This is a genomic window from Arthrobacter cryoconiti (genome assembly GCF_020905375.1).
Classification (GTDB): domain Bacteria; phylum Actinomycetota; class Actinomycetes; order Actinomycetales; family Micrococcaceae; genus Specibacter; species Specibacter cryoconiti.
Window position 1 is genome coordinate 424,854 of the sequence record NZ_JAJJBU010000003.1, and the last position, 22,642, is coordinate 447,495.

Genomic DNA, 22,642 nt, shown 5'->3' on the forward strand with positions numbered 1-22,642 from the left:
ACATATTAGATTCGTCGAATTCACCAATGCATATGCGTGTGATCCGGGCCATAGTTAGTGAAGGCCGGACAGCAGTTAGTGGGCATCCGGACGTACCCGCCGCGGGGTTGCCGTGGACTAACGGCTCCGGAGGAATAATGTTGAGAAAGACGAAAACAGTGGTGGCAGTGGTCGCCTCCACCGCTCTCATGATGACTGGCTGCAGTAGCGCGGGCACTACTACCGGCTCGGCGGGAACCGCTGACTATGCCATTGACGGGACGTTCACGGCATCCATGGTCAGCGACCCCGGTTCCCTGAGTCCGCTCATGACCGCTTCCTCCGATGCGCGCAGAGTTTTGGATTATATGTATGACAGGCTGGCGTTCGCGGACCCAGCCACTGGAGTCCTCCACCCTTGGCTCGCTACCGCATGGACTGAGGCTCCCAGTGAGGTGACCTTCACCATGAAACCGGGAGTCACCTGCTCCGACGGGTCCGCACTGACGGCCCAGACAGTTGCAGATAACTTCAACTTTGTGGCGAATAAGGCCAATAATTCCCCACTGCGGGGAGTGTTCGTTCCCGCCGATGGGACAGCAACTGCGGATCTTGCCACCGGGATTGTGACGTTGAAGACCCCCGAGCCGTCTCCGTTCATGCTGGCCAATGCTACCTCTTTGAACATCATCTGTGACGCCGGCATCAAGGATCCCAAGGCGGCTGACGCCGCGTCGATCGGATCCGGGCTCTTCAAGCTCAAAGACGTGGCCGCTAACGACCATTACACGCTGGAACGGCGAGCCGGTTATGACTGGGCCCCTGATGGGAAAACGACGTCGGAAACCCCCGGTGTGCCGGCCACCGTCATCTTCAAGGTGGTCCCTAACGAGAGTACTTCGGCAAACCTTTTGCTCTCAGGCGGGCTGAACATGGCAACTATCAACGGCCCGGACCAAGCCCGTGTTCAGGCGGCGAATCTAACCACGGTCCCCATAGAGCGGGGGATCGGGCAAATGTATTTCAATCAACTAGCTGGCAAGGCGACCGCTGACCCAGCCGTCAGAATTGCGCTGACCGCAGGTCTTGATCTGGACAATGTCACAAAGGTGATGACCGCTGGAAAGGGCACACGCACTAAGCAGCTCTCCACGATCGCTCCTGTGGCGTGCACCATGACGACCACCGGGGCATTACCTGGCTTTGACGCAGCCGGAGCGGCTAAAGATCTGGATAAAGCCGGCTGGAAGCTTGGCGGTGACGGCAAGCGCAGCAAGGACGGCAAAGATCTGAAGCTGACATTGCTCTATGAGATCCTCGATGACACCACGACGGCTGCCGCCGAATATGCACAGCAGCAATGGGCCAAGCTGGGCGTCACCATCGTTTTGCAGGGTGGGGACTCCAACACTGTCGGCACCAAGTTGCTCTCCGGAGCCGACAACGGTGGGTGGGACATTTCATGGGAGCCGATTCTGATGAGCACTCCTAGCCCCATAGTCTCTTATCTGTCCGGGCCCGCACCGGCTGAGGGCACCAACTTCGGTTCAATGAAGAACCCAAGCTATGAGGCCGCTGTCCAGAAGGCTTCCGCCCTTGTTGGCGAACCAGCCTGCGCAGCATGGGGGGAAGCTGAGAAAGCGCTCTATGCGACGGCGGACGTCGTACCGTTTGCGAGTACCACGGTGAGTGTGTTCCTTTCGAAAGCCAGCTTGGCGTTCGAGAAAACCTTCTTCGGGCCTAGCATTCGCCTTCTGAAATGAGTAAGTCACCGGCCCCGGAGATCACAGCCGCGCCGGGTGTCATCCGCTCCAGTAACCTAACGAGCGGGGGAGGTCACGGATGGTTTGCTTCTGGGTCCTGGAGCCTGTTTGCCGTGCGACGAGGGGGACGGTTCGCCGGCTCGGTAGTGGCACTTGTCACCGTTGCATTCTTGATGCTCCAGCTAATTCCAGGAGATCCAGCCCGCGCCTCCCTTGGGCCCACTGCCTCGATTGAAGCAGTGGCGCTGCGCCGGCATGAACTCGGCCTGGACCAATCTTTGGTGCTGCAGTACTTGCAGTTCTGGCGTGGTTTGCTCACAGGCCAGCCCGGGGACTCCATCAGTCTGCGGGTTCCCGTGGCGGACGTCATTGCTTCCCGATTTCCGGCCACCGCCCAGCTGGCTCTTTTGACCTTGGCAGTGGTACTGGTGCTGGCCATTCCATTGGGGCTCCTAGCAGCAGCCATGACACGAGGTGGACGGCGTCGCGGTATTGAGCTGGGGTTCAATTCAACGGCAGGTTTCTTCGCCGTTATCCCCGAGTTCCTTCTAGGCGTGGGCTTAATCTACGTGTTTGCCGTGAGCTTTCACGTCTTTCCCGTGGCGGGCCAGTCCGGTCCTCTCTCCTATGTCCTTCCCGTGGCGGCACTGTCGATTGGTAGTACTGCCGCGTTGGCTCGGATTGTGCGTTCGGAGGCTCTGGGGGTGTTGGAGCAGGATTATCTGCGCACCGCACGGGCCAAGCGGATGCCGCCCCTGCGTGTGTATCTGCGGCACGCTCTGCCCAATCTGATGACATCGACACTGACTATTGCCGGGCTGTTCCTGGGCTCGTTGATTGCCGGCACCGTCCTTGTGGAAACCATTTTCGCGTGGCCCGGTCTCGGAACAACCATCGTTAGTTCCATTCTCACTAAGGACTATCCGCTGGCACAGACCCTGGTGGTTGTGTATGGGGGGATCGTGTTGCTGATCAACTTGCTGGTGGATGTCTTGCTGGCAGTCCTGGACCCTAGATCCACTATTAAGGAGAGCTGAAATGGCCTCTCAATCCGCCCGACGCTGGGCCAGTGCGCTGCTCTCACCCACCGGTATTGCAGCAGTCCTGGGCCTGGCCGTGGTAGCGGTCGCTGCCGTACTGGGACCCATTATCTGGGGCGAAAGGGCTAGCGCTACCGACTTGCTCGCCTTGTCACAGCCGCCCACCCCGGAACATCTTTTTGGAACTGACGCGGCTGGCCGTGACGTCCTCGCTAGGACACTGGTAGCCACGCGACTTTCCGTGTTGATGGCCCTGGCAGCCAGTGGTTTCGGGATCGTTGCCGGTGTCCTCTTCGGATTGCTGCCGGGAGTGCTCCCTGCACGGGCGGGGCGCTTCGTCGTGGCTGTGTTTAATTTTGCTATCGCTTTCCCGGGACTGCTGATCACCATCTTCCTGTCTGTCATCTTCGGTCAAGGAAGCTTGGGCGCAGTGTTGGCGATCGGGCTCTCCATTGTCCCCGCTTATGCCCGCCTCACGCATACGCTGGCTTCCTCCGTGGACGGTCGGGACTTTGTTGCCGCCGCCAGAATCCTCGGCGTTGGTAAGTCCAAAGTGGTGTTCCGGCACATCTTGCCCAATATTGCGGGGCCGCTGATTGTTAATGCCTCGGTCACCGTTGGCGGGGCATTGATTGCTTTCGCCAGTCTCTCCTTCCTAGGTCTGGGCGTGCAGCCACCTGAATTCGACTGGGGCCGAATGCTCAGTGAAGGGTTGGGGAGGATTTTCGTCAACCCAGCCACAGCCCTGGCACCAGGGATCGCCGTCGTTCTTGCCGGCATCACGTTTACCTTGGCCGGGGAGACGATCGCCCGCGCTACTGGTGTGAATCCGGGGCCATCGTCCCGGCTGCGGCCATGGCGTTTCGCCAAGATCCTCGCGAACGATGCCACGGCCGTCGCTGCGCAGAATGCTGGCACCGCTGACAAGGTGCTGAGTGTGCGTAATCTGCGAGTAGCAGTCCCCACGGACGCGGGCTGGTTTGAGCCCGTCAAGGGCATTTCCTTTAGCGTGGCCCGTGGTGAATTGGTGGGCATGGTGGGTGAGTCCGGATCAGGGAAGTCGCTCAGTTGTATGGCTGCTGCGGGTCTGGTTGAGTACCCTCTGCGTGTCTGCGCAGATTTGGTGGAGTTCGACGGCGTTCCCCTCCTGCAGGGTGAGCGTCGGCCGCCCGGGTCCTCAGGACGAAAAATTCAGAGGCTCTTAGGAACCCGCCTGGCCATGGTATTTCAAGACCCCATGTCCTCCCTCAACCCGGCCTTGAAGGTGGGCACCCAAGTGGCGGAGCCAGGCTTTCTCCACGGAGGTTTGAGCCGTCGAGCCGCATGGGCAAAGGCGGTGCGTCGTCTTGAGGACGTCAAAATCCCTCTGGCCACCAAGCGGGCCCACCAGCATCCGCACGAACTATCCGGTGGTATGCGCCAACGGGTCATGATCGCCATGGGTCTGATGGGAAGCCCGGCTCTGATCATTGCGGATGAGCCCACCACCGCGTTGGATGTGACCGTTCAGCGAGAGGTGTTGAGCGTACTCAACGACGTCCACAATGACACCGGAGCGGCAATCTTGATGATCTCCCATGACATGGCTGTGGTGACGGGTCTGTGTACCCGTGTCCTGGTCATGTATCAGGGACAGCTTGTCGAGGACTTGCCGACGGCGGAATTACTTGCGGGCAAAGCCAGACATCCTTACACCAGGGCGTTATTGGCAGCCGTGCCGGACATGGACACGGACCGAAGTTTGCCGATGCCCACCATCGCTGAAGGCATGGACTTTTCAGCTGGCCCATCGGCGCGTGGAGAAGAACTGGAGGAGGTACTTTCATGAGTGAATTAGAGTTCCGCAATGTCAGCGTCCGGTTCGGACGGGGTCGTCATAGCTTTCTAGCCGTTGATGACGTGAACTTGATAGTGCCACCACGGAGCATTGTTGGGCTTGTGGGTGAATCTGGATCGGGAAAATCAACGCTGGCACGGGCCGCCGTTGGCTTGTGTGAGCCGGTGACCGGCACGATCCTTCTAGACGGGGATCCGATTTCTCATGCCCGGGGTGCCAGAGCGGCTGCGCGCCAACGCGTACAGATGGTTTTTCAGGACCCTTACGCTTGTCTGGACCCGCGTCGCACCGTGGGCCAGTCTCTGCTCGAAGCCCTGGAAACTGCGGCACGCAGGCGGGGCGAGCGGCTGTGCCGGAACGGGAGTGCCGCGGAGGTGACTCGCCTGCTCGAGTCCGTGCACCTGTCGGCTTCCTATGCGGCCGTGATGCCGGCGACGTTATCCGGAGGTCAGCGCCAACGTGTGGCATTGGCCCGCGTGCTCGCCGCAGAGCCCCGCGTCATCCTTGCTGACGAGGTCACCTCGGCCCTGGATGTCTCTGTCCAGGGTTCAGTGCTGAACCTTCTTAAGGAACTGGCGGCGGAACTAGGTTTCAGCGTGCTGTTCATCAGCCACAATCTGGCGGTAGTGCGGTACCTGTGCGACTCCGTCGCCGTTATGAAGTCCGGTCGCTTGATTGAACAGGGCGGTGTGGACCAGGTCCTGCAGAACCCGCGCGAAGATTACACCCGCAAATTGTTAGCAGCTGTGCCCCGCATGGGTCACGCGCTGTTCGCTACTGGCGGCAACGAAAACATGAGCCAACCGATACCTCAAGGAGCACCGTGAAACGTACATTTGATCCCACTGATCTAGCCCGGCTCGTTCTGCCGTCGCAGCCCGCGCTCAGCCCGGATGGCACCGCAATCGCGTACACGCTCACGGGCGCTGATGAACTGCGGGGTACGCCCGAATCCAGCCTATGGCTAGTGGCCGCCGACGGCGGTTCGCCCCGAAAGCTGACGTCGTCCGGCGTGGATTCTTCACCGGTTTGGAAGCCGGACGGTACGGTTGTGACGTTTCTGCGTTCCGTTGATGGACAGCCCGCCCAGATCTGGCGCATTCCGGCCGACGGCGGGGAGCCGGAACCGTTGACGGATGCGGGCCGATTCCCGCTCGGGGCGGGCACGCCTGTATGGGCACCGGTTGATGACACCCTGTACTTTAGCGGGCCCATCGACTTCGGCACATCCGGGCCTGCAAATGCGCCGATCGTCACTGATCGCATCGATTTCAAGAGCGACGGCGTCGGCTACCACGGAAACACCCGCCATCACCTTTTTGCCCTAGACACACTCACCGGTGCCGCCCGTCAACTCACCGACGGGGACTGGAATGCTGGTGAGCCAGCGGTGTCCGCGGACGGGCAAAAACTAGCCTTCACCGCCGCCCGCGATCACGACCGTGACCTGACCTTGACCAGCCACGCGTGGTGTCTAGACTTGGCCGATCCGCAACTCAAGCCGCGCCGTGTGGGTCAGGCGTCCTTTGTTGCAGGTCCCCTCGTGTGGGACGCGGATGGGGAATCTGTGATCGCGGTGGGCATGGCCACCCCAAAAATTGGAAACGCCGGACTCTGGCGCCTCCAGCTCGACTCGGAACTGCTGGATGCGGCACTGACAGACTCGCTGGACCGCAATGTCATGCCCGGCGGAACCGGCTACCCCGGCGGCCGCCCGCAGCTCACACAAGAAGGCAACATCCTGTTTTGCTTGCGCGACGGTGGTAACACCCACCTGTATTCGATCACCCCTGACGGGAGCTGCGTGGCACTCGTCAACGCTGATCATCTGGTGATCTCTGGGCTGTCCCACTCAAATGGGCGCACCGCCATGGCGGTGGCCACTGCGGAACTCTTTGGTGAGATCGCCTTGATTGGCCCAGATGGGACACTGGATGTCCGCACGGAGCATGGTGCGACGTCCCTGCCCGGGGTGGAACTATTCGTCCAGGAACCGCGCCGCTTCACCATCTCAGACGGCAGCACGGTGGCGGGTTGGCTGATCCGCGACTCCGCCATCACGGGTCCGACCCCGCTGCTGCTGGATGTCCATGGAGGTCCGCATAACGCCTGGACTGGAGTGGCGAACTCTATTCACCCTTACCACCAGGTACTAGCCGCCCGTGGATGGACGGTTCTGTTGCTGAATCCGCGCGGCAGCGACGGCTACGGGGAGGACTTCATGCGCGGCGTCGTGGATGGTTGGGGAGTCGCCGACTACAACGACCTGATGGAACCGGTGGATCAACTTGTCGTCGAGGGTGTAGCGGATCCGGACCGTTTGGCGCTCACGGGCTACAGCTATGGTGGTTTCGCCTGTTGCGTGCTGACCAGCGCTGGAAACCGTTTTGCGGCCGCCGTGGCGGGCGGGCTCCTTGCAGACCTGAGGCACTGCGCCGGAGCGTCGGACAGCGGGGTCTACTTGGACAAATTGGAGCTCTCGGGCATCCCGGGACGGGCCGCCGAACTTTCTCCGATCACACGTGTCGAGCAGGTCACCACGCCTACCTTGATCCTCCATGGCACGAACGACGCTGACTGTCCCGTCGCCCAAGCGGAACAGTGGTTTGCAGCGTTGCGCGTCAATGGCGTGGATACCCGGCTGGTCCTTTACCCCGGGGCAGGGCACGCATTTCTCCTCAACGGGAACCTCAACCACAAAATCGACTACAGCAACCGGCTGGTTGACTGGTTAGAGCGCCACGTCCCCTCATCTGAAAAGGGGGGAACTCCCGAGCTGGATGCCGCTCACTGGCAACACCGCCTCGAGACGGTCATCGCGAAGTACCAGGTACCTGGCGCGGTATTCGGCATACTGCGCAGCAACACCGCCACTCCCGGAATTGGACGCGAGGAACGAATCGTCGTGGCTGCCGGGGTCACCAACACGAATACCGGACAAGCCGTCACGCCGGCGGCGTTGTTCCAACTGGGTTCCATCAGTAAAACCTGGACCGCTACTCTTGTCCTCCAATTGGTTGCGGAGGGAAAACTTGACCTCGATGCCCCTGTTCGGGATGTGCTGCCAAGCTTGCGTCTCTCGGACGAGTCCGCTGCGGCAACGGTGACGATGCGCCATTTGCTGACCCACACAAGTGGGATAGACGGAGACATCTTCACCGACACAGGCCGTGGGGATGACAGCGTCGCTAAGTTCGTTGAATCCTTGGATACTGCCGCGCAAATCTTCCCACCCGGGGCAACCTGGTCATACTGTAATACGGGCCTGACAATCGCAGGGCGGGTCGTGGAAGTACTGCGCGGGATGACGTGGGACCAAGCACTGGAAGAGTACATTTATGCGCCGCTGGAGTTGACCGATACCACCACCTTGGCTGAAGACACGGTGTCGCACGTTTTCGCCGTCGGCCATATTGATCAGGACGGCGCCAACACGCCGAGCAGCATTTTCGCGGTCCCGCGTGGCAACGGGCCCGCTGGCGGTGTCACCTCCAGTGCCGATGACGCCATGACCTATGGGCGCAGTTTCCTTTCTGGCGGCACGGCACTGCTCCCGGAGCGCGAACTGGCACAAATGCTGGAAAGCCAAGTGGACATGGGCCACGCGTGCACGCAGGCTGACGCCTGGGCACTGGGTTGGTGCTTGCAGGACTGGGGCGGCGTGCCAACCATCAGCCATGACGGAGCCACCTTTGGCCAGTATTCCTACCTGCAACTGTTCCCGGAACAGGGCTTGGTGTTATTCCTGTCCGTGAACGGTGGCCAGGTGGGTAAGGTCTCTGGGGAATTGTTCGCCGAAGCTGCCGCCGTGTTGGCCGGGGCTGTGATGCCCGCCGCTTATACGCCCGAACCGTCCAACGGGGTAGCCACGGCGATCCACGAGTACGCCGGGGTGTATGAGGCGGCCGGCATGCGGATCCAGGTGTTGCAAGCTGATGCCAAGCAAGCTGATGCCAAGCAAGCTGTTGCAGAGCAAGCTGATGCCGCCGAATCCGGTGCTGAGCAAGCTGGCGCTGGGCAGGACAGAACTTGGCATGCTGTAGTCACAAACACCAGTGGACTTGAGGGTCCCGATGGGCCGCAAATCTTTAAACTGGTTTCCTCAGGTCCCGGCGTCCTTGGTGCACTCTTTCCGGGGACTATGGACTGGATCAGGGTCACTTTTGAGACGTTTGGCGACACCCGCCTGATGCACTTTGGAACCCGTGCTTACCCTGAGGTGAGCGTCAATGCGTAGCGCCGCGTCGAAAACAGCTGCGGCGAATGTGAATCTGCGCCTCGCCGCACAGGAACGTTTAGACCAGATAATCTGCGATATTCGCGCCTTGGTGGAGGTCCAGTCTCCGTCCTCCGACGTCGGGGCAGTCGCCACAAGCGCTGAGGCTGTCTCCGCTTTGGGGGAGAGGCTGCTGGGTGTTGCTGCCGAGCGCCTCGACGTCGACGGCGTCGCTCACTTACGCTGGCGCTTAGGCGAGGGTCCGCCCCGGGTTTTGTTGCTGTGCCACCATGACACGGTGTGGCCCATCGGCTCTTGGGGGAGCGCCCCGGTGTGTTCGCAGAAGCTGACAACCCCAAACGGGGACGGGGAAGGCGAAGAGGCACTCTTTGGTCCCGGCGTCTTTGACATGAAGGGCGGATTGGTCCAAGCCATGCATGCGTTATCGCTTCTGGCTCAGCAGGGAACTGCCCTGGATGGCGTCAGCATCCTTGTCACGGGAGATGAAGAGACGGGATCGGTAAGTTCCCGTACCCTCATTGAATCCGAGGCTGCACTGTGCAATGCCGTTTTGGTGCTGGAAGCCGCGGCACCGGGAGGGGCGCTGAAGACATCCCGCAAGGGCGTGGGCTCATACCGGCTGGACGTGCACGGCCTGGCAGCACATGCCGGGTTGGAACCGGAAAACGGCATCAATGCAGCAGTCGAGCTGGCTCACCAAGTGCTCGCCGTCGCTTCTTTGAGTGGTCCCGGAACCACCGTGACTCCAACCGTCATGACGGCAGGGACCACCATGAACACTGTGCCCGCCAAGGGTTCTTTGACCATAGATGTTCGGGCGTGGACTGCGGCAGAACTTGAGCGGGTGGACGCAGGGCTTCGCAGCCTCGCTGCCGTGCTGCCCGGCGCAACCCTGGAGCTCCACGGCGGAATCAATAGGCCCCCGCTTGAAGAGTCATCGTCGGCGTCACTCTACGAACGGGCCCGCACGACGGCGCAAAAACTCGGGCTGCCGGAGCTAACTTGCGTCGCCGTTGGAGGGGCCTCAGACGGGAATATCACGGCTGGGCTAGGTGTGCCGACTCTTGACGGTCTAGGAGCAGTCGGCGGGGGAGCCCACGCCGTGGGTGAACACGCTCTGCTTGCGCCAATCGCCGGACGGACGGCGCTGCTGGCGGCCCTGATCGAGTCACTGCTCTGTGGGGAAGAACCATGACCGAGGTTTTAGGGACGATTGCCGTGGCTGCTGAATTCCGGGAACTGCACACCATGGCGGAGATGATCCAAGCCAACCAGCTGCTGGATTCCATCTGGCAGGGCGACGCTAGCAGCAGATTCGATCCGGCTCTGTTGGTGGCTATGGCCCACGCCGGAAATTACGTGGTGGGAGTCTTCCGTGATGATGAGATGGTCGGTACCTGTGTGGGCTTCTTTGCTGCCCCGGCGGGAGGGACACTGCATTCCCACATCGCCGGTGTCCGGTCCGATCAGGTGGGACAAGGGGTGGGACGTGAGCTGAAGGAACACCAGCGTCTTTGGTGTATGGCGCGTGGAATCTCCACCATCACGTGGACGTTCGATCCATTGGTGGCCCGCAACGCCTATTTCAATATTTCCCGGCTAGGTGCTGCGGCCACCGAATACGTTGTGAACTTCTACGGAGCCATGTCGGATAACGTCAACGTCGGTCAGGCCAGTGACAGGATGCTCGCATCATGGTCGGTGAACAGTCCCCGCCTAGGTCCATTTAGCGCCCAGGGTCTGCCGCTTGTCCTGGATCGTGGACCTGACGGTGAACCTGTAGAGGAGAGTGCCGACGCCGGCAAGATAGCTTTGCGCGTCCCTTCAGATATCGAACACTTGCGCACTACTGACCCGGAGCAGGCCATTCGATGGCGCCTGGCCCTGCGCAGGCAGCTAGGTGACCGCATGTCCGCAGGCTGGCATGTCACCGGCTTCGACAAATCAGGTATATACATTATGGAGGCATTGGAAACGTGAAAATAGAGTCAGTTGAATTGTTGCGAGTGGACTTGCCCCTCGTGGCACCCTTCACGACATCGTTCGGTACCCAGACCATACGCCGGGCACTGCTGCTGCGCGTCGTTGGTAAGGCACCGGATGCTGCCGGAGAGCTGGTTCCGGTCGTCGGCTGGGGCGAATGCGTTTGTCTGTCGGATCCTTACTATTCACCAGAGTATCTGGACGGCTGCGCCGAGCTGATGCGGCGCTATTTACTTCCGGCACTGTTTGCCGCTCAGGCGGACGGCCACGAGATCACAGCCGAGACAACAGCCCATTTTCTACGCCGCGTGATTGGTAACCCGATCGCCAAAGCAGCCGTAGAAATGGCCATTCTGGACGCACAATTGCGCGGCCGGAGTCAATCGTTGGCCAACTACTTCGGGGTCACCCGCACCATGGTGCCCTCGGGAGTGTCCGTGGGCATCATGGATACGATTCCCGAATTGCTGGACACGGTTGCCGGTTACGTGGATCAGGGATATGTGCGGATCAAACTCAAAATCAAGCCCGGCTGGGATCTGGCCCCTGTGCGGGCAGTCCGGGAACGGTTCGGCGAGGAACTACTACTTCAAGTTGACGCAAATGCTGCTTATTCCTTGGTTGATGCGCCGCTGTTGCGCCGACTCGACGATTACGGCCTGCTACTCATTGAGCAGCCACTGGCCGATGATGACCTGTACCAGCACGCCCAACTAGCTCGCATGTTGCGCACACCCATCTGCCTGGATGAATCCATAGTTTCGGCCAAGTCAGCTGCCGATGCTATTGCCCTGGGCGCCGTGGAAATCATCAACATTAAGCCAGCGCGTGTGGGAGGTTATCTGGAAGCACGCAAGATCCATGATCTAGCCCAGGCTCACGGAAAAGCTGTCTGGTGCGGCGGGATGCTGGAAACCGGTCTTGGACGTGCTGCCAATGCAGCGTTGGCCGGGCTCAGCGGTTTTACACTGCCGGGGGACATTTCCGCCTCGGACCGCTTCTACACCGAGGACATCACAGAGCCCTTCAAGCTTGAGGATGGGCAGATTCGCATCCCAACAGGCCCGGGCCTGGGCGTGGAGCCGATCCCGGAAATGCTAGCCAAATACTCGCAAGGATCGGTAACTGTAGAAGCTAACTAGAACAGGCCGGCTAGAACAAGCTGGCTAGAACAGGCCCACCGAAACAGACCCCATGGTGCGGGCCAACGCAGCGCCTGATTAAGTATTTCACCCCGGCATCTGCATTCCAACTATCACCCGCCAGCACTGCACGGGTCCGTCAACTGTGGTCCATAAAACTGTGGCCAATAGCGAGGAGTAAGTCGTGAAGGTTTATATTTCCGTAGATATGGAAGGTATTGCAGGGGTGGCAACCTTCGATCAGATTTTTCGTGGTGGCACCGGCTATCCCCGCGCTCAGGAACTGATGACGCAGGAAACCAACGCAGCGATCGAAGGCGCCTTTGAAGGCGGCGCCACGGAGGTCTTGGTCAACGATAGCCACGGAACCATGGACAACCTTCTCCATGAGCGCTTAGACCCCCGCGCCCGGCTCATTTTTGGTTCACCCAAAGCATTTTGCATGGCGGAGGGTCTCACCTCTGATTTTGATGTAGCCCTGTACGTCGGCTACCACGCCCCCGCAGGTTCCGAAGGCGTATTGGCCCACACTTTTTCGAGCTACTTCACCAGTTTTTTGGTCAATGGGGAGATTGCTTCGGAGGCGGCCGTGAATGCATTGTTTGCGGCAACGAGGGGCGTACCCGTCGGGTTGGTCACCGGCGACGACGTCATCTGCGGTATCGCAGAACGTTCCTTCCCGGGAGTACGGACGGTTGAGGTCAAGGTAGCCCACGGAGTGATGGCTGCGAACAGTCTTTCCCCGACCTTGGCCCGGGCAGCTGTGCGTGCAGGCGCCAAAGCGGCGGTCCGGGGTGTGGACAAGACCCGGTTGCTGGTGGTGCCGGATCGTCTCCGGCTCGAGATCGGTTTCCAAAATGCCATCGCCGCTGAGCTCGTAGAAGCCGTTCCAGGAGTCAAACGGATCGGGGCGCTGACAATCGCCCGGGATGTTGACTCTACGGAAGACCTTCTAGGAATGATTATGACTAGCTACAGCCTCGCCGGGGTTGCTGCCGCAGTGCGGCGCTAAACCAAGCACCATGAAAGGCCCGAGTGAGCGCAACCCGAACTGTGGCTGGTGTTCAAGCCTGGCCCGCTGGTGGTCAGCTGGTGGCGCCGGATGCCATGACACCGGCACCCAAAACCGCCAAGATGGCGCTGCTGCTGCGCTCAATGACCTTGTTCACCTTGGGCTTGCGAAGCCACTTCATCGTCTTGTAGGCGAGCATGGCAATACTGAAAAGATACAAGGTTCCAATGATTCCCAGCGTCAGGCCCAGCATCATCGCCATGGCCAGTGTGTTCCCGCCGTGCGGGATGAACTGGGGAACCACGGCTAGAAAAAATAGGCCAACCTTGGGATTTAGGAGCGTGGATACTAATCCGGATGCGTAAGCACTGCGTTTGGAATAGCGAAGGGGCTCTTGGTTGCCATCGCTGGGCGCACCCTCTTTAGCTGCCTTGCGTGCTTTCATGAACGATGAGATGCCCAAATACAGTAAGTACAGGCCGCCGGCGATCTTAATCCAGCGGAAGGCTTGCGCGGATTGCTCTAAAACGGCTGCCAGACCAAAGCCTACAAGGGCCGCCCAGATCAGCGTCCCGGAACCGGAACCTGCGGCGGCAGCCATACCTGAGCGGACATTGCTCAGTGATATCCGCAGGACCAAAAACGTGTCTGGGCCAGGGATGAGGGCCAGCATCAAACACAGGCCTGCGAAGGCAAGCAGTGAAACAAGAGTCATGGTCTTATTCTCCGGCATCGTCGGCGCCGCTTCCCCCCATCACCTAAATAAACGGAAATATTACTTATCTGCCATCCCAGACGGAGGGCTCGGATGACTGCCCAAGCCTCCCGCCCGGCGTCGTACGCTGGAATCATGAGCGAACTGATCACCAACATCGGTGAATTGATGACCCAAAACCTAGAAGTCGGCACCGTGCATAATGCCGCCGTCGTGCTGGACGGGGAACGTATTGCGTGGATTGGTGATGGCGCAAAAGCGCCTGCCGCGGACACCGTCACCGATGCGGGTGGCCGGGCTCTCCTGCCGGGGTGGGTTGACTCGCACTCCCACCTAATTTTTGCCGGGGACAGGACGGCGGAATTCGAGGCCCGAATGGCGGGAGAAAGCTATAGCGCCGGCGGGATTGCCGTGTCCATGAATGCCACCCGCGCCGCCAGTGATTACGAGCTGACGCGGCTTGCTCTGGGCCGGGCGGCCGAGGCCCTTTCGCAGGGAACCACCTATCTTGAGACGAAGACGGGGTACGGACTGGACGTGGAGAATGAGGCTCGCAGCGCTCGGATCGCCGCCTCCATGGCCGACGAGGTCACTTATTTGGGGGCACATTTGGTTCCAGCCGGCTCTGACCCGGAAGACTACACGGACTTGGTGTGTGGGCAAATGCTGCGGGCTGTGCGCCCCTATGTGAAGTGGGCCGACGTCTTTTGTGAGACCGGTGCCTTCACGCCGGCGCAGTCTCGCCGTGTGCTGCAGGCGTGTGCCGATGCCGGATTGGGGCTTCGCGTGCACGGGAACCAGCTGGGGCGAGGTGCCGGGGTGGCGCTGGCCGTTGAATTTGGGGCTGCGAGCGTGGATCACGTGAACTACCTTTCGGACGACGACGTTGCTCTCCTCGCCGGGTCTTGGTCGGCTTGGGATGGGGGAGCAGGAACTAGAGGCACCGTCGCCACAGTGCTGCCAGCCTGTGACTTGTCCACGCGCCAGCCCTTGGCCCCTGCCCGGCGCTTGCTTGACGCAGGCGTCCAGCTAGCGATTGCTTCCAATTGCAATCCGGGCACGTCCTACACATCGTCCATGGCTTATTGCGTGACGACGGCGGTCCTCCAGATGCACCTGAGCGTGCAGGAAGCTGTCCGCGCAGCTACTTGGGGCGGCGCCTTGGCGTTGGGCCGGGAGACGGGAGTGGACCTGGATGGTCGACGTGCCGTTGGGTCCATCGCGGTGGGGCACCGCGCGGATCTGCACATGCTCAATGCGCCGTCGGCGACCCATCTGGCCTACCGGCCGGGTATTCCACTGACACACGCCGTGTGGCGTGCTGGACTACGCGAACGCTGAGGACTGTTCGCGAGACGTAGGGATTGGCCGGACGATGGAAGATGGGCGGCATCCAAACCGAATATAGTGATTGATGATGACGTTTTCATATCTCTTGCAATCATCTTGTGCTAAAGTTGGCATAAATTAGCCAGCACGTGTCGCCTGCAGAAAATTGCGCCGACGCCGTTTTTCCAGAGGAGAACCCACACGATGAGTGAAAACACCGTTAGCGAACTTGGCCCCTTCATGGAAGCCGAGCTCACGAGCCAACCTCAGGTTTGGACCACAGCAATTGCCCAGGCTAAGAGCGAATCGCTCTTGCCAGCTGACGGCCTCCGGGTTGCGGTCATCGGCTGCGGTACGTCCTGGTTCATGGCCCAGAGCTACGCAGCCGCCCGTGAAACGGCGGGCAAGGGAGTCACAGATGCGTTCGCCGCGTCCGAGGCTTTCTTGGGCGCGCAGCGCGGTTATGACGCCGTTGTCGCTATCACCCGTTCCGGGACCACCACCGAAGTTTTGGAAATCCTCACGGCCCTTAAAGGTACTGTGCACACGGTCGCGCTGGTGGGCGATCTTTCTTCGTCAATCAGGACCCTCGCTGACGCCGTCGTCGAACTTCCCTATGCGGATGAAAAGTCCGTCGTTCAAACACGCTTTGCCACGACCGCCTTGGCATACCTCCTAACCAGCGTGGGCATGGATCTTCTCGGAGCCGTCGAAGAGGCCAAAGATGCGGTCAGCGCCCCGGTTGAGCAAGAGCTAATTGACGCCGAGCAGTTCACGTTCCTAGGCACGGGCTGGACAGTTGGCCTGGCGAACGAGGCCGGACTGAAAATGCGCGAGGCAGTGCAGGGCTGGACAGAGTCTTACCCCGCGAAGGAATACCGTCACGGCCCCATCTCCATCGCCGCCCCGAACCGTGTTACTTGGATGTTTGGTGATCAGCCCGAGGGACTGGATAAGGACGTTGCCAAGACCGGCGCGCTGTACATCAACACCACCATGCACCCGCTGGCTGAGCTGGCCCGCGTCCACCGCGTCACACTTGAACGTGCCCGCGCTCGCGGCATGAACCCGGATTTGCCCCGCAACCTCACCCGCTCCGTGATTCTGACCGACTCATAAGTGCTGGCAGGCTGGCCTCTGCTGGCTGGCATGCTGCCAAGTTTTCTCGCTCGCCTGCCGATGAGCTAACCTGCCGGCTGGATCACGTCTGCGCGCGAACGTGAGCCGCCGGGTTGGTCTTCGGTTGGCTCCGGCAACATACCCTAGGAAATGACCGTGGCATTTCTCCTGTTTCCTGCGAAAGTTACGTATTGATGAACTCTTTGACGCACAATTCACAGATGATGCCCAGCGTCCCCGTCTCTTCGGATGCTGGGGTCGTTCTAGCCTTTGACGTCGGTGGGACTGATATGAAGGTCGGGTTGGTGGTCGGGGATCTTGGCGTCGCCAGCCATGAGGTCTTGGACCTCCAACGTCACCGCACACCGTTGGATGGCGCCCGTTCAGGAGATACTGTCTGCGCGCGAATCGTGGAACTGTTCCACGAGTACGCACAGGCGCACCCGCAGCAAAAGATCGCGGCCGTGGGCGTGACAGTCCCGGGGATCGTCGATGAGATCAACGGGGTGGGCATCTATTCCGCTAATTTGGGGTGGCAGAATTATCCCTTTACTGCCACCTTGACCGCCGCATTAGGGGTGCCGGTAGCTTTCGGCCACGATGTGGCGATGGCCGGAGAAGCGGAGTTTAACTTAGGGGCTGCCACCGGGAAATCAGATGTCGCCGTGCTGGTGATTGGAACCGGAATTGCGGGAGCTTTCTTTGCTGATGGACACCGGATCCAGGGTGCCGGATATGCAGGGGAGGTAGGTCATGCGCTGGTGCCGGGGCCCGACGGGAAGCTCGTCATTTTAGAGTCGTTGGCCTCCGCTGGTGGTATTGCACGGCGCTATGGGGAAGCATGTGGCACGGTGGTTGGCGGTGCGCGGCAGGTCCTTGAGCGTGCCCGCGCTGGCGACGTCACAGCAGTGCGTATTTGGGCGGAGGCGGTGGATGCACTGGCGTTCAGTGTTGCCCAATGTGTAGCGATGCTGGGAACAAATACAGTAGTGCTCGGCGGCGGCCTGTCAATGGCAGGAAGCGACTTATTTGTTCCACTCGCACGGCGCGTCGATGAACTTCTGACCTTCCAGCGCCGGCCTGATTACGTGCCCGCTTCACTGGGGGAAAATGCTGGCCTCATCGGATCCGCGTTGAAAGCCCGCTCCCTGCTGACTGGAGGCACCTTGCTGACTGGAGGCACCTTGTGAAGGAAAGAAATTTAGTCCTGACGGTAACGCCCAATCCGGCCGTTGACGTCACGTACACCGTCGACGGGATTGAGTTGGGCACCTCCCACCGAGTTCCCACACCGCTCTACCGTGCCGGCGGGAAAGGGCTCAACGTCTCCCGCGTTGCCCACCAGTTGGGGCACCCCACCTTCGCTCTTGCCACGGCGGGGGGCCTCTCTGGAGTGCAGCTCAGAGATGACTTGGTGGCTTCCGGAATAGAGCACCACCTGATTCCCGTGGCGGTATCAACTCGGCGCAGCATCGCCATGGTGGACACTCGCAACAACGCCACCAGCATTTTCAATGAAATCGGTCCCGCACTTCAAAGCTCCGAATGGCAGGCTTTAGTCACCGCGATCATTGACCAGCTATCAGGGCAGCAAATGGCCGACGGCGTCAGGGTGCCAGGCGTGTTGGTCGGCTCAGGTTCCCTGCCGGAGGGAGCCCCCGCGGACTTCTATCCGGGCCTCGTTACGCTGGCTCACCATGCGGGTGTGCCCGCCATCATCGACACCTCCGGCAGTGGCATACTCGCCGCGGCGCGGGCCGGGGCGGACTTGCTCAAGCCCAACAATCACGAACTATGCGCGGCCGTGGGCGAATCTGACATTGTCACGGCTGCGCGCAAACTCATTGACTTGGGCGCCCAACGGGTCCTTGTCAGCGTGGGTGAAGAGGGCATGCTGGCGTTTGAAGCCGGAGTGGCAGGCTACCTGAAAGCTCGACTCCCGGAACCGCTGCTCGGAAACCCCACAGGTGCCGGGGACGCGGCGGTGAGTGCGGCCGCCGTCGCACTAGCCAACGGGGTCAGCGACTTGGGGGAAATCCTTCGCCGAGCCACCGCCTGGAGCGCAGCTGCCGTACTGATGCCCGGTGCGGGGGAGATTTCCTCGCGGTATGGGGAACTGGCCGAACAACTTATTCTCACCAACCACTAAGGACCTTTCATGACATTGACCAACACGCGCAACATCATGGAACTGGCCTCCAGCGCAGGCACTGGGCAGGGAGCTTTTAACGTCATCCACTTGGAGACGATCGAAGGTCTGATCGGTGGAGCACAGGCGGCCGGGCTACCCGTCATCTTGCAAATTTCAGAGAATTGCGCCACCTACCATGGAGGGTTGGAACCGGTCGCACGGGCCACTCTGGCTGCGGCACGCATGGCGTCGGTGCCCGTGGCCGTGCACTTGGACCATGCGCAGGATGAGGCCCTGGCATACCAGGCTGTGGACTTGGGGTTTGGTTCAGTTATGTTCGACGGCGCCCACTATGACTACGATCAAAACGTGGAAGTGACAGCCCGTGTAGCCGCCTACGCTCATGAGCGTGGCGTGTATGTGGAAGCTGAGCTAGGAAAGGTGGGAGGCAAAGACGGAGCTCATGCCCCCGGAGTCCTGACAGACCCGACGGAGGCTGCAGCTTTCGTAGCTGCCACCGGCGTGGACGCCTTGGCTGTGGCCGTGGGGTCCTCCCATGCCATGACTGAACGCAGCGCAGCGTTGAACTTGGCGCGCATCGCCGAGCTTAAGGCTGCCTTGGATGTGCCGCTGGTGCTGCATGGATCCTCCGGTGTTTCCGATGCGAACATTGTGGCAGCCATCGTGGCTGGTATGACAAAGATTAACGTCTCCACCCATCTCAACGGCTTCTTCACGCGGGCGGTGCGCGAGTACCTGGCGGATAACCTGGACGTGGTAGATTCCCGCAAGTACTTAGGTGCAGGACGAGCGGCGCTGGTACCCGAAGTTGCCCGGTTGTTGGCGCTGTTCGCCAGCGCCAAATAGTCCACGCCTGCAAGTTTTCTGTGGACCGGTCCTGTGCGATCACCATCATATTCTAGGGAAGTAGCGTCATGAATCGGACCGAACGCTTGGCGGCAATTTTGGACCTACTGGCGGCAGATGGCCAGGTCGAAGTTGAGGGGATCGTAGAGACGTTGGGAGTTTCTCCGGCCACCGCTCGCAGAGATCTGGACTCCTTAGCCAATGAAAGGCTACTGACCCGTACACGCGGAGGTGCCACCTCCGGTTCGGTCTCCTACGAGCTACCGGGCCGGTATAACCGGGATGATCATTCTGCCCAAAAGCACGCCATTGCTTTGGCAGCCAGCGCCTTAGTTCTCAAAGGCGCTGTGATCGGGCTCTGCGGGGGTACTACCAGCACGGCACTGGCCCAGGTGCTCTCCACCCGGGAGGATCTGATGGAACAATCCAACCGGCCAACCTTGACGGTGGTCACCAACGCCATCAACATCGCAGCGCAGCTTGCTATCCGGCCCAACTTTAAGATTATGGTCACGGGCGGGATCCTCAACCCGCGTTCCTACGAACTGGTGGGTCCGTATGCTGATTCCATTTTGCAAAAGGTGGCACTGGACATTGCGTTCATCGGGGTCAACGGCATCGAGGCCAGAACGGGTCCGACGATCAACGACGAAGGTGAGGCGCTAGTGAACTCGCGCATGGCCCGCCGAGCATCTGAAACTTACATGCTGGCGGATTCCTCCAAGATTGGTCAGCGCGCGTTTGCCACTATGGAAGATCATCGATTCCACAAGCTCATCACGGATTCCGGTATCACGGAGGAACAATTAGCCGCGTTCCAAGAAGCCGGTACCGAGGTCACTGTGGCCCCCACCGCTTAAGTTTCGCATCGCCCAGGTTTCAGCGCCTGCATTTCAGCGCCTGGAAGCCTCAGCGGAAGAACTCTTTGCCGTAGTAGTTACCGGCCTCGGGCAGCCCGGCAGGCACTGCGAACACCGCAGAACCCACGTGTCGGATGTATTCATTGAGCCTGTCGGAAAGGCCCAGCTTCCTTTGCAACTTCACAAACTGCTCAGGATCCTTTTGGAAGCACAGGAACATCAGACCAGCATCGAGGCGGCCCACAGAATCCAGCCCATCGGTGAAGTTATAACTGCGTCGCAGAACCTTTGTCCCGCCATTGTTCTCGTGTGCGACTAATGACATGTGCGCGTCGGCCGGAATCAGTGGATCGTTCCCTTCCGTTGCGTGGAAGTTGGGCACGTCGTGCTCGAGCTTTCCGGAGAGCGGGGCGCCTTCTTGTTTGGTGCGGCCAAAGATGGATTGCTGATCGCCGATCGTGTCCTCGTCCCACGTCTCGATGAGCATGTGGATTTTACGGGCCACTAAGTACGTTCCGCCTTCCATCCATGGCTGCCCGGCCTCCTTTCCGGTCCATACGTGCTGGGCGAAGTCGTCCGGCGTGCTGACATTGCGGGTGCCGTCCTTGAAACCGAGTAGGTTCCGAGGTGTTTTCTGTGCGGGCCCAGCGGAAGCCCGGCCGAATCCCAAGACGGTCCATTTGGTACTGACTTGGGTGCGTGCCATTCGGGCCAGGTTCCGCACCGCGTGGTAGGCCACCTGGGGATCATTCGCGCAGGCCTGAATACACAGGTCTCCGCCCGTGTAAGCGGGATTCAACGATTCCCCGGCCATTGCCGGCAGGTCGTCGAAATTAAGGGGTTTGAACTTTTCCAGCCCGAACCGGCCGTCAAATAATGATGGGCCAAAGCCCAGCGTCAGGGTCAGCCCCTGGGGTCCTGTGTCAAACACTTCACCGGTGTCCACCGGGATGCCGTGTTCACGTGTTGGCTCGACTTTGCCTACGGGCCGCCCGGCCGTCATTTCTGCCATGGCTGCGGACCACTTTGCCAACACCAGCTGCAACTCCACCGCACTGGTGGCTCTCACATCGAAGGACGTGAAAACCAAGTGGTTCTGTGGTGGGGTGGCAATTCCGCCTTGATGCTCTCCATAGTAGGGATAGCTGAGGAGATCGTTTGCAGCCTCCCCTCGTGTCAGTAAAGCGGCTGGTGAGGTGTCCTCGCCAGACGCCGTCGTTGCAGTGGCCGCAAGCACGCCACCGGCACCAAGGACGAAGCCACCCGCGGTGGCCGCGGTTGCCGTGCCGGCGCCTCCGAGGAAGCGTCGACGGCTTACGCCCCCAACCGGTCTGGGTGGCGCAGAGTCGGGTGACTCGTGGCGGTCTTGAGCGCTCATTAGACGGTAGCTACCTTTTCGGCAATCTTGGCCAATGGGGCCTGGAGAGCTTGGATGAGCCCAGTGAGTTTCGCGGCATCGGATTGCTTGAGTTCATCGGTGTATGACTTGTATCCGCCCAGTGCGTTGGCGTCCTTATAGCTTTCCATGGCTGTGTTGACGGTATCGAACTGTGCTGAAATCTGCGTTGTCAGGTCCGGATCAATCTTGGTGAGAGCCGGCTTGAGATATTCGAAGGCTTGCTGGGAGCCTTCGATGTTGGCCACAAAATCAACAAGATCCAGCTTGGAATATGCTTCTTCCTCTCCGGTGATCTTGGCGGATTGCACTTCCTCCAACAATCCACTGGCTCCATTGGCCAGTTCTTCTGGTTGATAGTTGAGCCCGTCGGTCAGCGTCTTGAGTTTAGCGATGTTAGTGACGATGCCAGCAGCCAACGCTTTAGTGTCAGCTGTGATGGTTTTAGCCGTGAAGAGGTCTTTTTCCAGAGGGTGGAAGCCTGTCCATGGTGTACCTGGTTCGACGTCGGCCACACGCAGATCGAGTGCCGGGTCAAGATCCGGGAAGCTCTCTGCCACCGGTTCTATCCGCTCGAAAAACGGCCGTGCAGCCGCATAGGCCTTTTGGCTCGCCTCCACGTCTCCGGAATCAACGGCAACTTTGAGGGCCGCTACGGCCGTCACCAGGCTTTCCACCTGTCCGGAAACATATTTCGCATAGCCGTCAGTGCCTTCTTTGAGGAGGTCAGCGGTGCCTCCAGCGGCCGCGGTGGAACTTCCGCCCGTGACGGTGAAGGGTACTGTTTCGGTGCCAGCGCCAGGACAGTAGATCTGGTAGCTGCCACCGGCAAGAGTGAGCGTGAAGGTGACTGGCTTGAGTCCCGGGATTACGTTCTCCCGTTCGCCAAGAATTCTCTTCTCACTGAGCAATTCCACTTCGCTGATGCCAGAGGCGTCCTTATTAGTGATGGTGAATGTGACGGGACCGGCTGCCGCGCTGGTGAAGCTGGGAACACATTGGTCGGTGCCGTTGACTCTTTCAACACTGATCGCAACCTGAGCCGCTCCGTTGCTAGCTGGAGCGGCACCCGCCCCTCCTGACGCCGTCGGCACCCCCGGGGCTGCTGTCCCGCCACAGGCTGCCAGAGAAAGGGCCAGGACGGCGGAACCTGCCAACACTGCGGGAGTTAGTGCACGGAAACGGATGATGGATGAAGTGGCCGTAGGCATGAAGCGGTCCTTAGAATCGGT

18 protein-coding genes are annotated in these 22,642 nt (G+C 60.3%); 15 read left to right on the forward strand and 3 right to left on the reverse strand.

Annotated features, from left to right (window positions below; translation table 11 throughout):
* Positions 1-137 precede the first annotated feature (137 nt).
* The 9 genes from LOH53_RS02015 to LOH53_RS02055 all read left to right on the forward strand — a co-directional run bounded on the left by LOH53_RS02015 (position 138) and on the right by LOH53_RS02055 (position 12,993).
* Positions 138-1,742: an ABC transporter substrate-binding protein gene (locus tag LOH53_RS02015; protein WP_230066038.1), complete on the forward strand. Its 1,605-nt coding sequence runs from the start codon at positions 138-140 to the stop codon at positions 1,740-1,742.
* Positions 1,739-2,779, forward strand: a complete 1,041-nt coding sequence (locus tag LOH53_RS02020) for an ABC transporter permease (RefSeq protein ID WP_230066039.1) — start codon at positions 1,739-1,741, stop codon at positions 2,777-2,779. The genes LOH53_RS02015 and LOH53_RS02020 overlap by 4 nt, the downstream gene beginning before the upstream one ends.
* A 1-nt stretch (position 2,780) precedes the next feature.
* On the forward strand, positions 2,781-4,610 hold the full coding sequence (locus LOH53_RS02025) for a dipeptide/oligopeptide/nickel ABC transporter permease/ATP-binding protein (RefSeq protein WP_230066040.1): 1,830 nt from the start codon (positions 2,781-2,783) through the stop codon (positions 4,608-4,610).
* On the forward strand, positions 4,607-5,446 hold the full coding sequence (locus LOH53_RS02030) for an ABC transporter ATP-binding protein (protein ID WP_230066041.1): 840 nt from the start codon (positions 4,607-4,609) through the stop codon (positions 5,444-5,446). Before LOH53_RS02025 ends, LOH53_RS02030 begins: the two co-directional genes overlap by 4 nt.
* On the forward strand, positions 5,443-8,856 hold the full coding sequence (locus LOH53_RS02035; RefSeq protein WP_230066042.1) for a serine hydrolase: 3,414 nt from the start codon (positions 5,443-5,445) through the stop codon (positions 8,854-8,856). Before LOH53_RS02030 ends, LOH53_RS02035 begins: the two co-directional genes overlap by 4 nt.
* Positions 8,849-10,051 (forward strand): M20 family metallopeptidase, encoded by a 1,203-nt coding sequence (locus LOH53_RS02040; protein WP_230066043.1) that lies wholly within the window; start codon positions 8,849-8,851, stop codon positions 10,049-10,051. Before LOH53_RS02035 ends, LOH53_RS02040 begins: the two co-directional genes overlap by 8 nt.
* A complete protein-coding gene (locus LOH53_RS02045) occupies positions 10,048-10,836 on the forward strand; it encodes a GNAT family N-acetyltransferase (RefSeq protein ID WP_230066044.1) in 789 nt (262 codons plus the stop codon). The genes LOH53_RS02040 and LOH53_RS02045 overlap by 4 nt, the downstream gene beginning before the upstream one ends.
* Positions 10,833-11,981 carry an o-succinylbenzoate synthase gene (menC, locus tag LOH53_RS02050; RefSeq protein ID WP_230066045.1) on the forward strand — a complete coding sequence of 383 codons (1,149 nt, stop codon included), beginning with the start codon at positions 10,833-10,835 and terminating at the stop codon, positions 11,979-11,981. Before LOH53_RS02045 ends, menC begins: the two co-directional genes overlap by 4 nt.
* Before the next feature lie 184 nt (positions 11,982-12,165).
* A complete protein-coding gene (locus tag LOH53_RS02055) occupies positions 12,166-12,993 on the forward strand; it encodes a M55 family metallopeptidase (RefSeq protein WP_230066046.1) in 828 nt (275 codons plus the stop codon).
* Between the two features lie 73 nt (positions 12,994-13,066).
* Here the strand turns inward: LOH53_RS02055 and LOH53_RS02060 are convergent, their stop codons facing one another.
* Positions 13,067-13,708, reverse strand: a complete 642-nt coding sequence (locus tag LOH53_RS02060) for a LysE family translocator (RefSeq protein ID WP_230066047.1) — start codon at positions 13,706-13,708, stop codon at positions 13,067-13,069.
* Between the two features lie 135 nt (positions 13,709-13,843).
* Here LOH53_RS02060 and hutI point away from each other — a divergent pair, with 135 nt between their 5' ends.
* The 6 genes from hutI to LOH53_RS02090 all read left to right on the forward strand — a co-directional run bounded on the left by hutI (position 13,844) and on the right by LOH53_RS02090 (position 20,014).
* On the forward strand, positions 13,844-15,049 hold the full coding sequence (gene hutI / locus LOH53_RS02065) for an imidazolonepropionase (protein ID WP_230066048.1): 1,206 nt from the start codon (positions 13,844-13,846) through the stop codon (positions 15,047-15,049).
* Positions 15,050-15,241: 192 nt separating this feature from the next.
* Positions 15,242-16,156, forward strand: coding sequence for an SIS domain-containing protein (locus tag LOH53_RS02070; RefSeq protein ID WP_230066049.1), 915 nt, complete (start codon positions 15,242-15,244; stop codon positions 16,154-16,156).
* A 221-nt stretch (positions 16,157-16,377) separates the two neighbouring features.
* Positions 16,378-17,346: an ROK family protein gene (locus LOH53_RS02075; protein ID WP_230066050.1), complete on the forward strand. Its 969-nt coding sequence runs from the start codon at positions 16,378-16,380 to the stop codon at positions 17,344-17,346.
* Positions 17,343-18,305, forward strand: coding sequence for a 1-phosphofructokinase family hexose kinase (locus LOH53_RS02080; protein ID WP_230066051.1), 963 nt, complete (start codon positions 17,343-17,345; stop codon positions 18,303-18,305). The genes LOH53_RS02075 and LOH53_RS02080 overlap by 4 nt, the downstream gene beginning before the upstream one ends.
* Before the next feature lie 9 nt (positions 18,306-18,314).
* Complete coding sequence (locus LOH53_RS02085; RefSeq protein ID WP_230066052.1) at positions 18,315-19,154, forward strand: class II fructose-bisphosphate aldolase; 840 nt, start codon at positions 18,315-18,317, stop codon at positions 19,152-19,154.
* A gap of 68 nt (positions 19,155-19,222) precedes the next feature.
* The gene (locus LOH53_RS02090; RefSeq protein WP_230066053.1) at positions 19,223-20,014 is read left to right on the forward strand and encodes a DeoR/GlpR family DNA-binding transcription regulator; all 792 of its coding nucleotides are present in this window, start codon (positions 19,223-19,225) and stop codon (positions 20,012-20,014) included.
* A 49-nt stretch (positions 20,015-20,063) separates the two neighbouring features.
* Here LOH53_RS02090 and efeB read toward each other — a convergent pair whose 3' ends face one another.
* Positions 20,064-21,392: an iron uptake transporter deferrochelatase/peroxidase subunit gene (gene efeB / locus LOH53_RS02095; protein ID WP_230066054.1), complete on the reverse strand. Its 1,329-nt coding sequence runs from the start codon at positions 21,390-21,392 to the stop codon at positions 20,064-20,066.
* Complete coding sequence (gene efeO / locus LOH53_RS02100) at positions 21,392-22,621, reverse strand: iron uptake system protein EfeO (protein ID WP_230066055.1); 1,230 nt, start codon at positions 22,619-22,621, stop codon at positions 21,392-21,394. Before efeO ends, efeB begins: the two co-directional genes overlap by 1 nt.
* Positions 22,622-22,642: the final 21 nt, after the last annotated feature.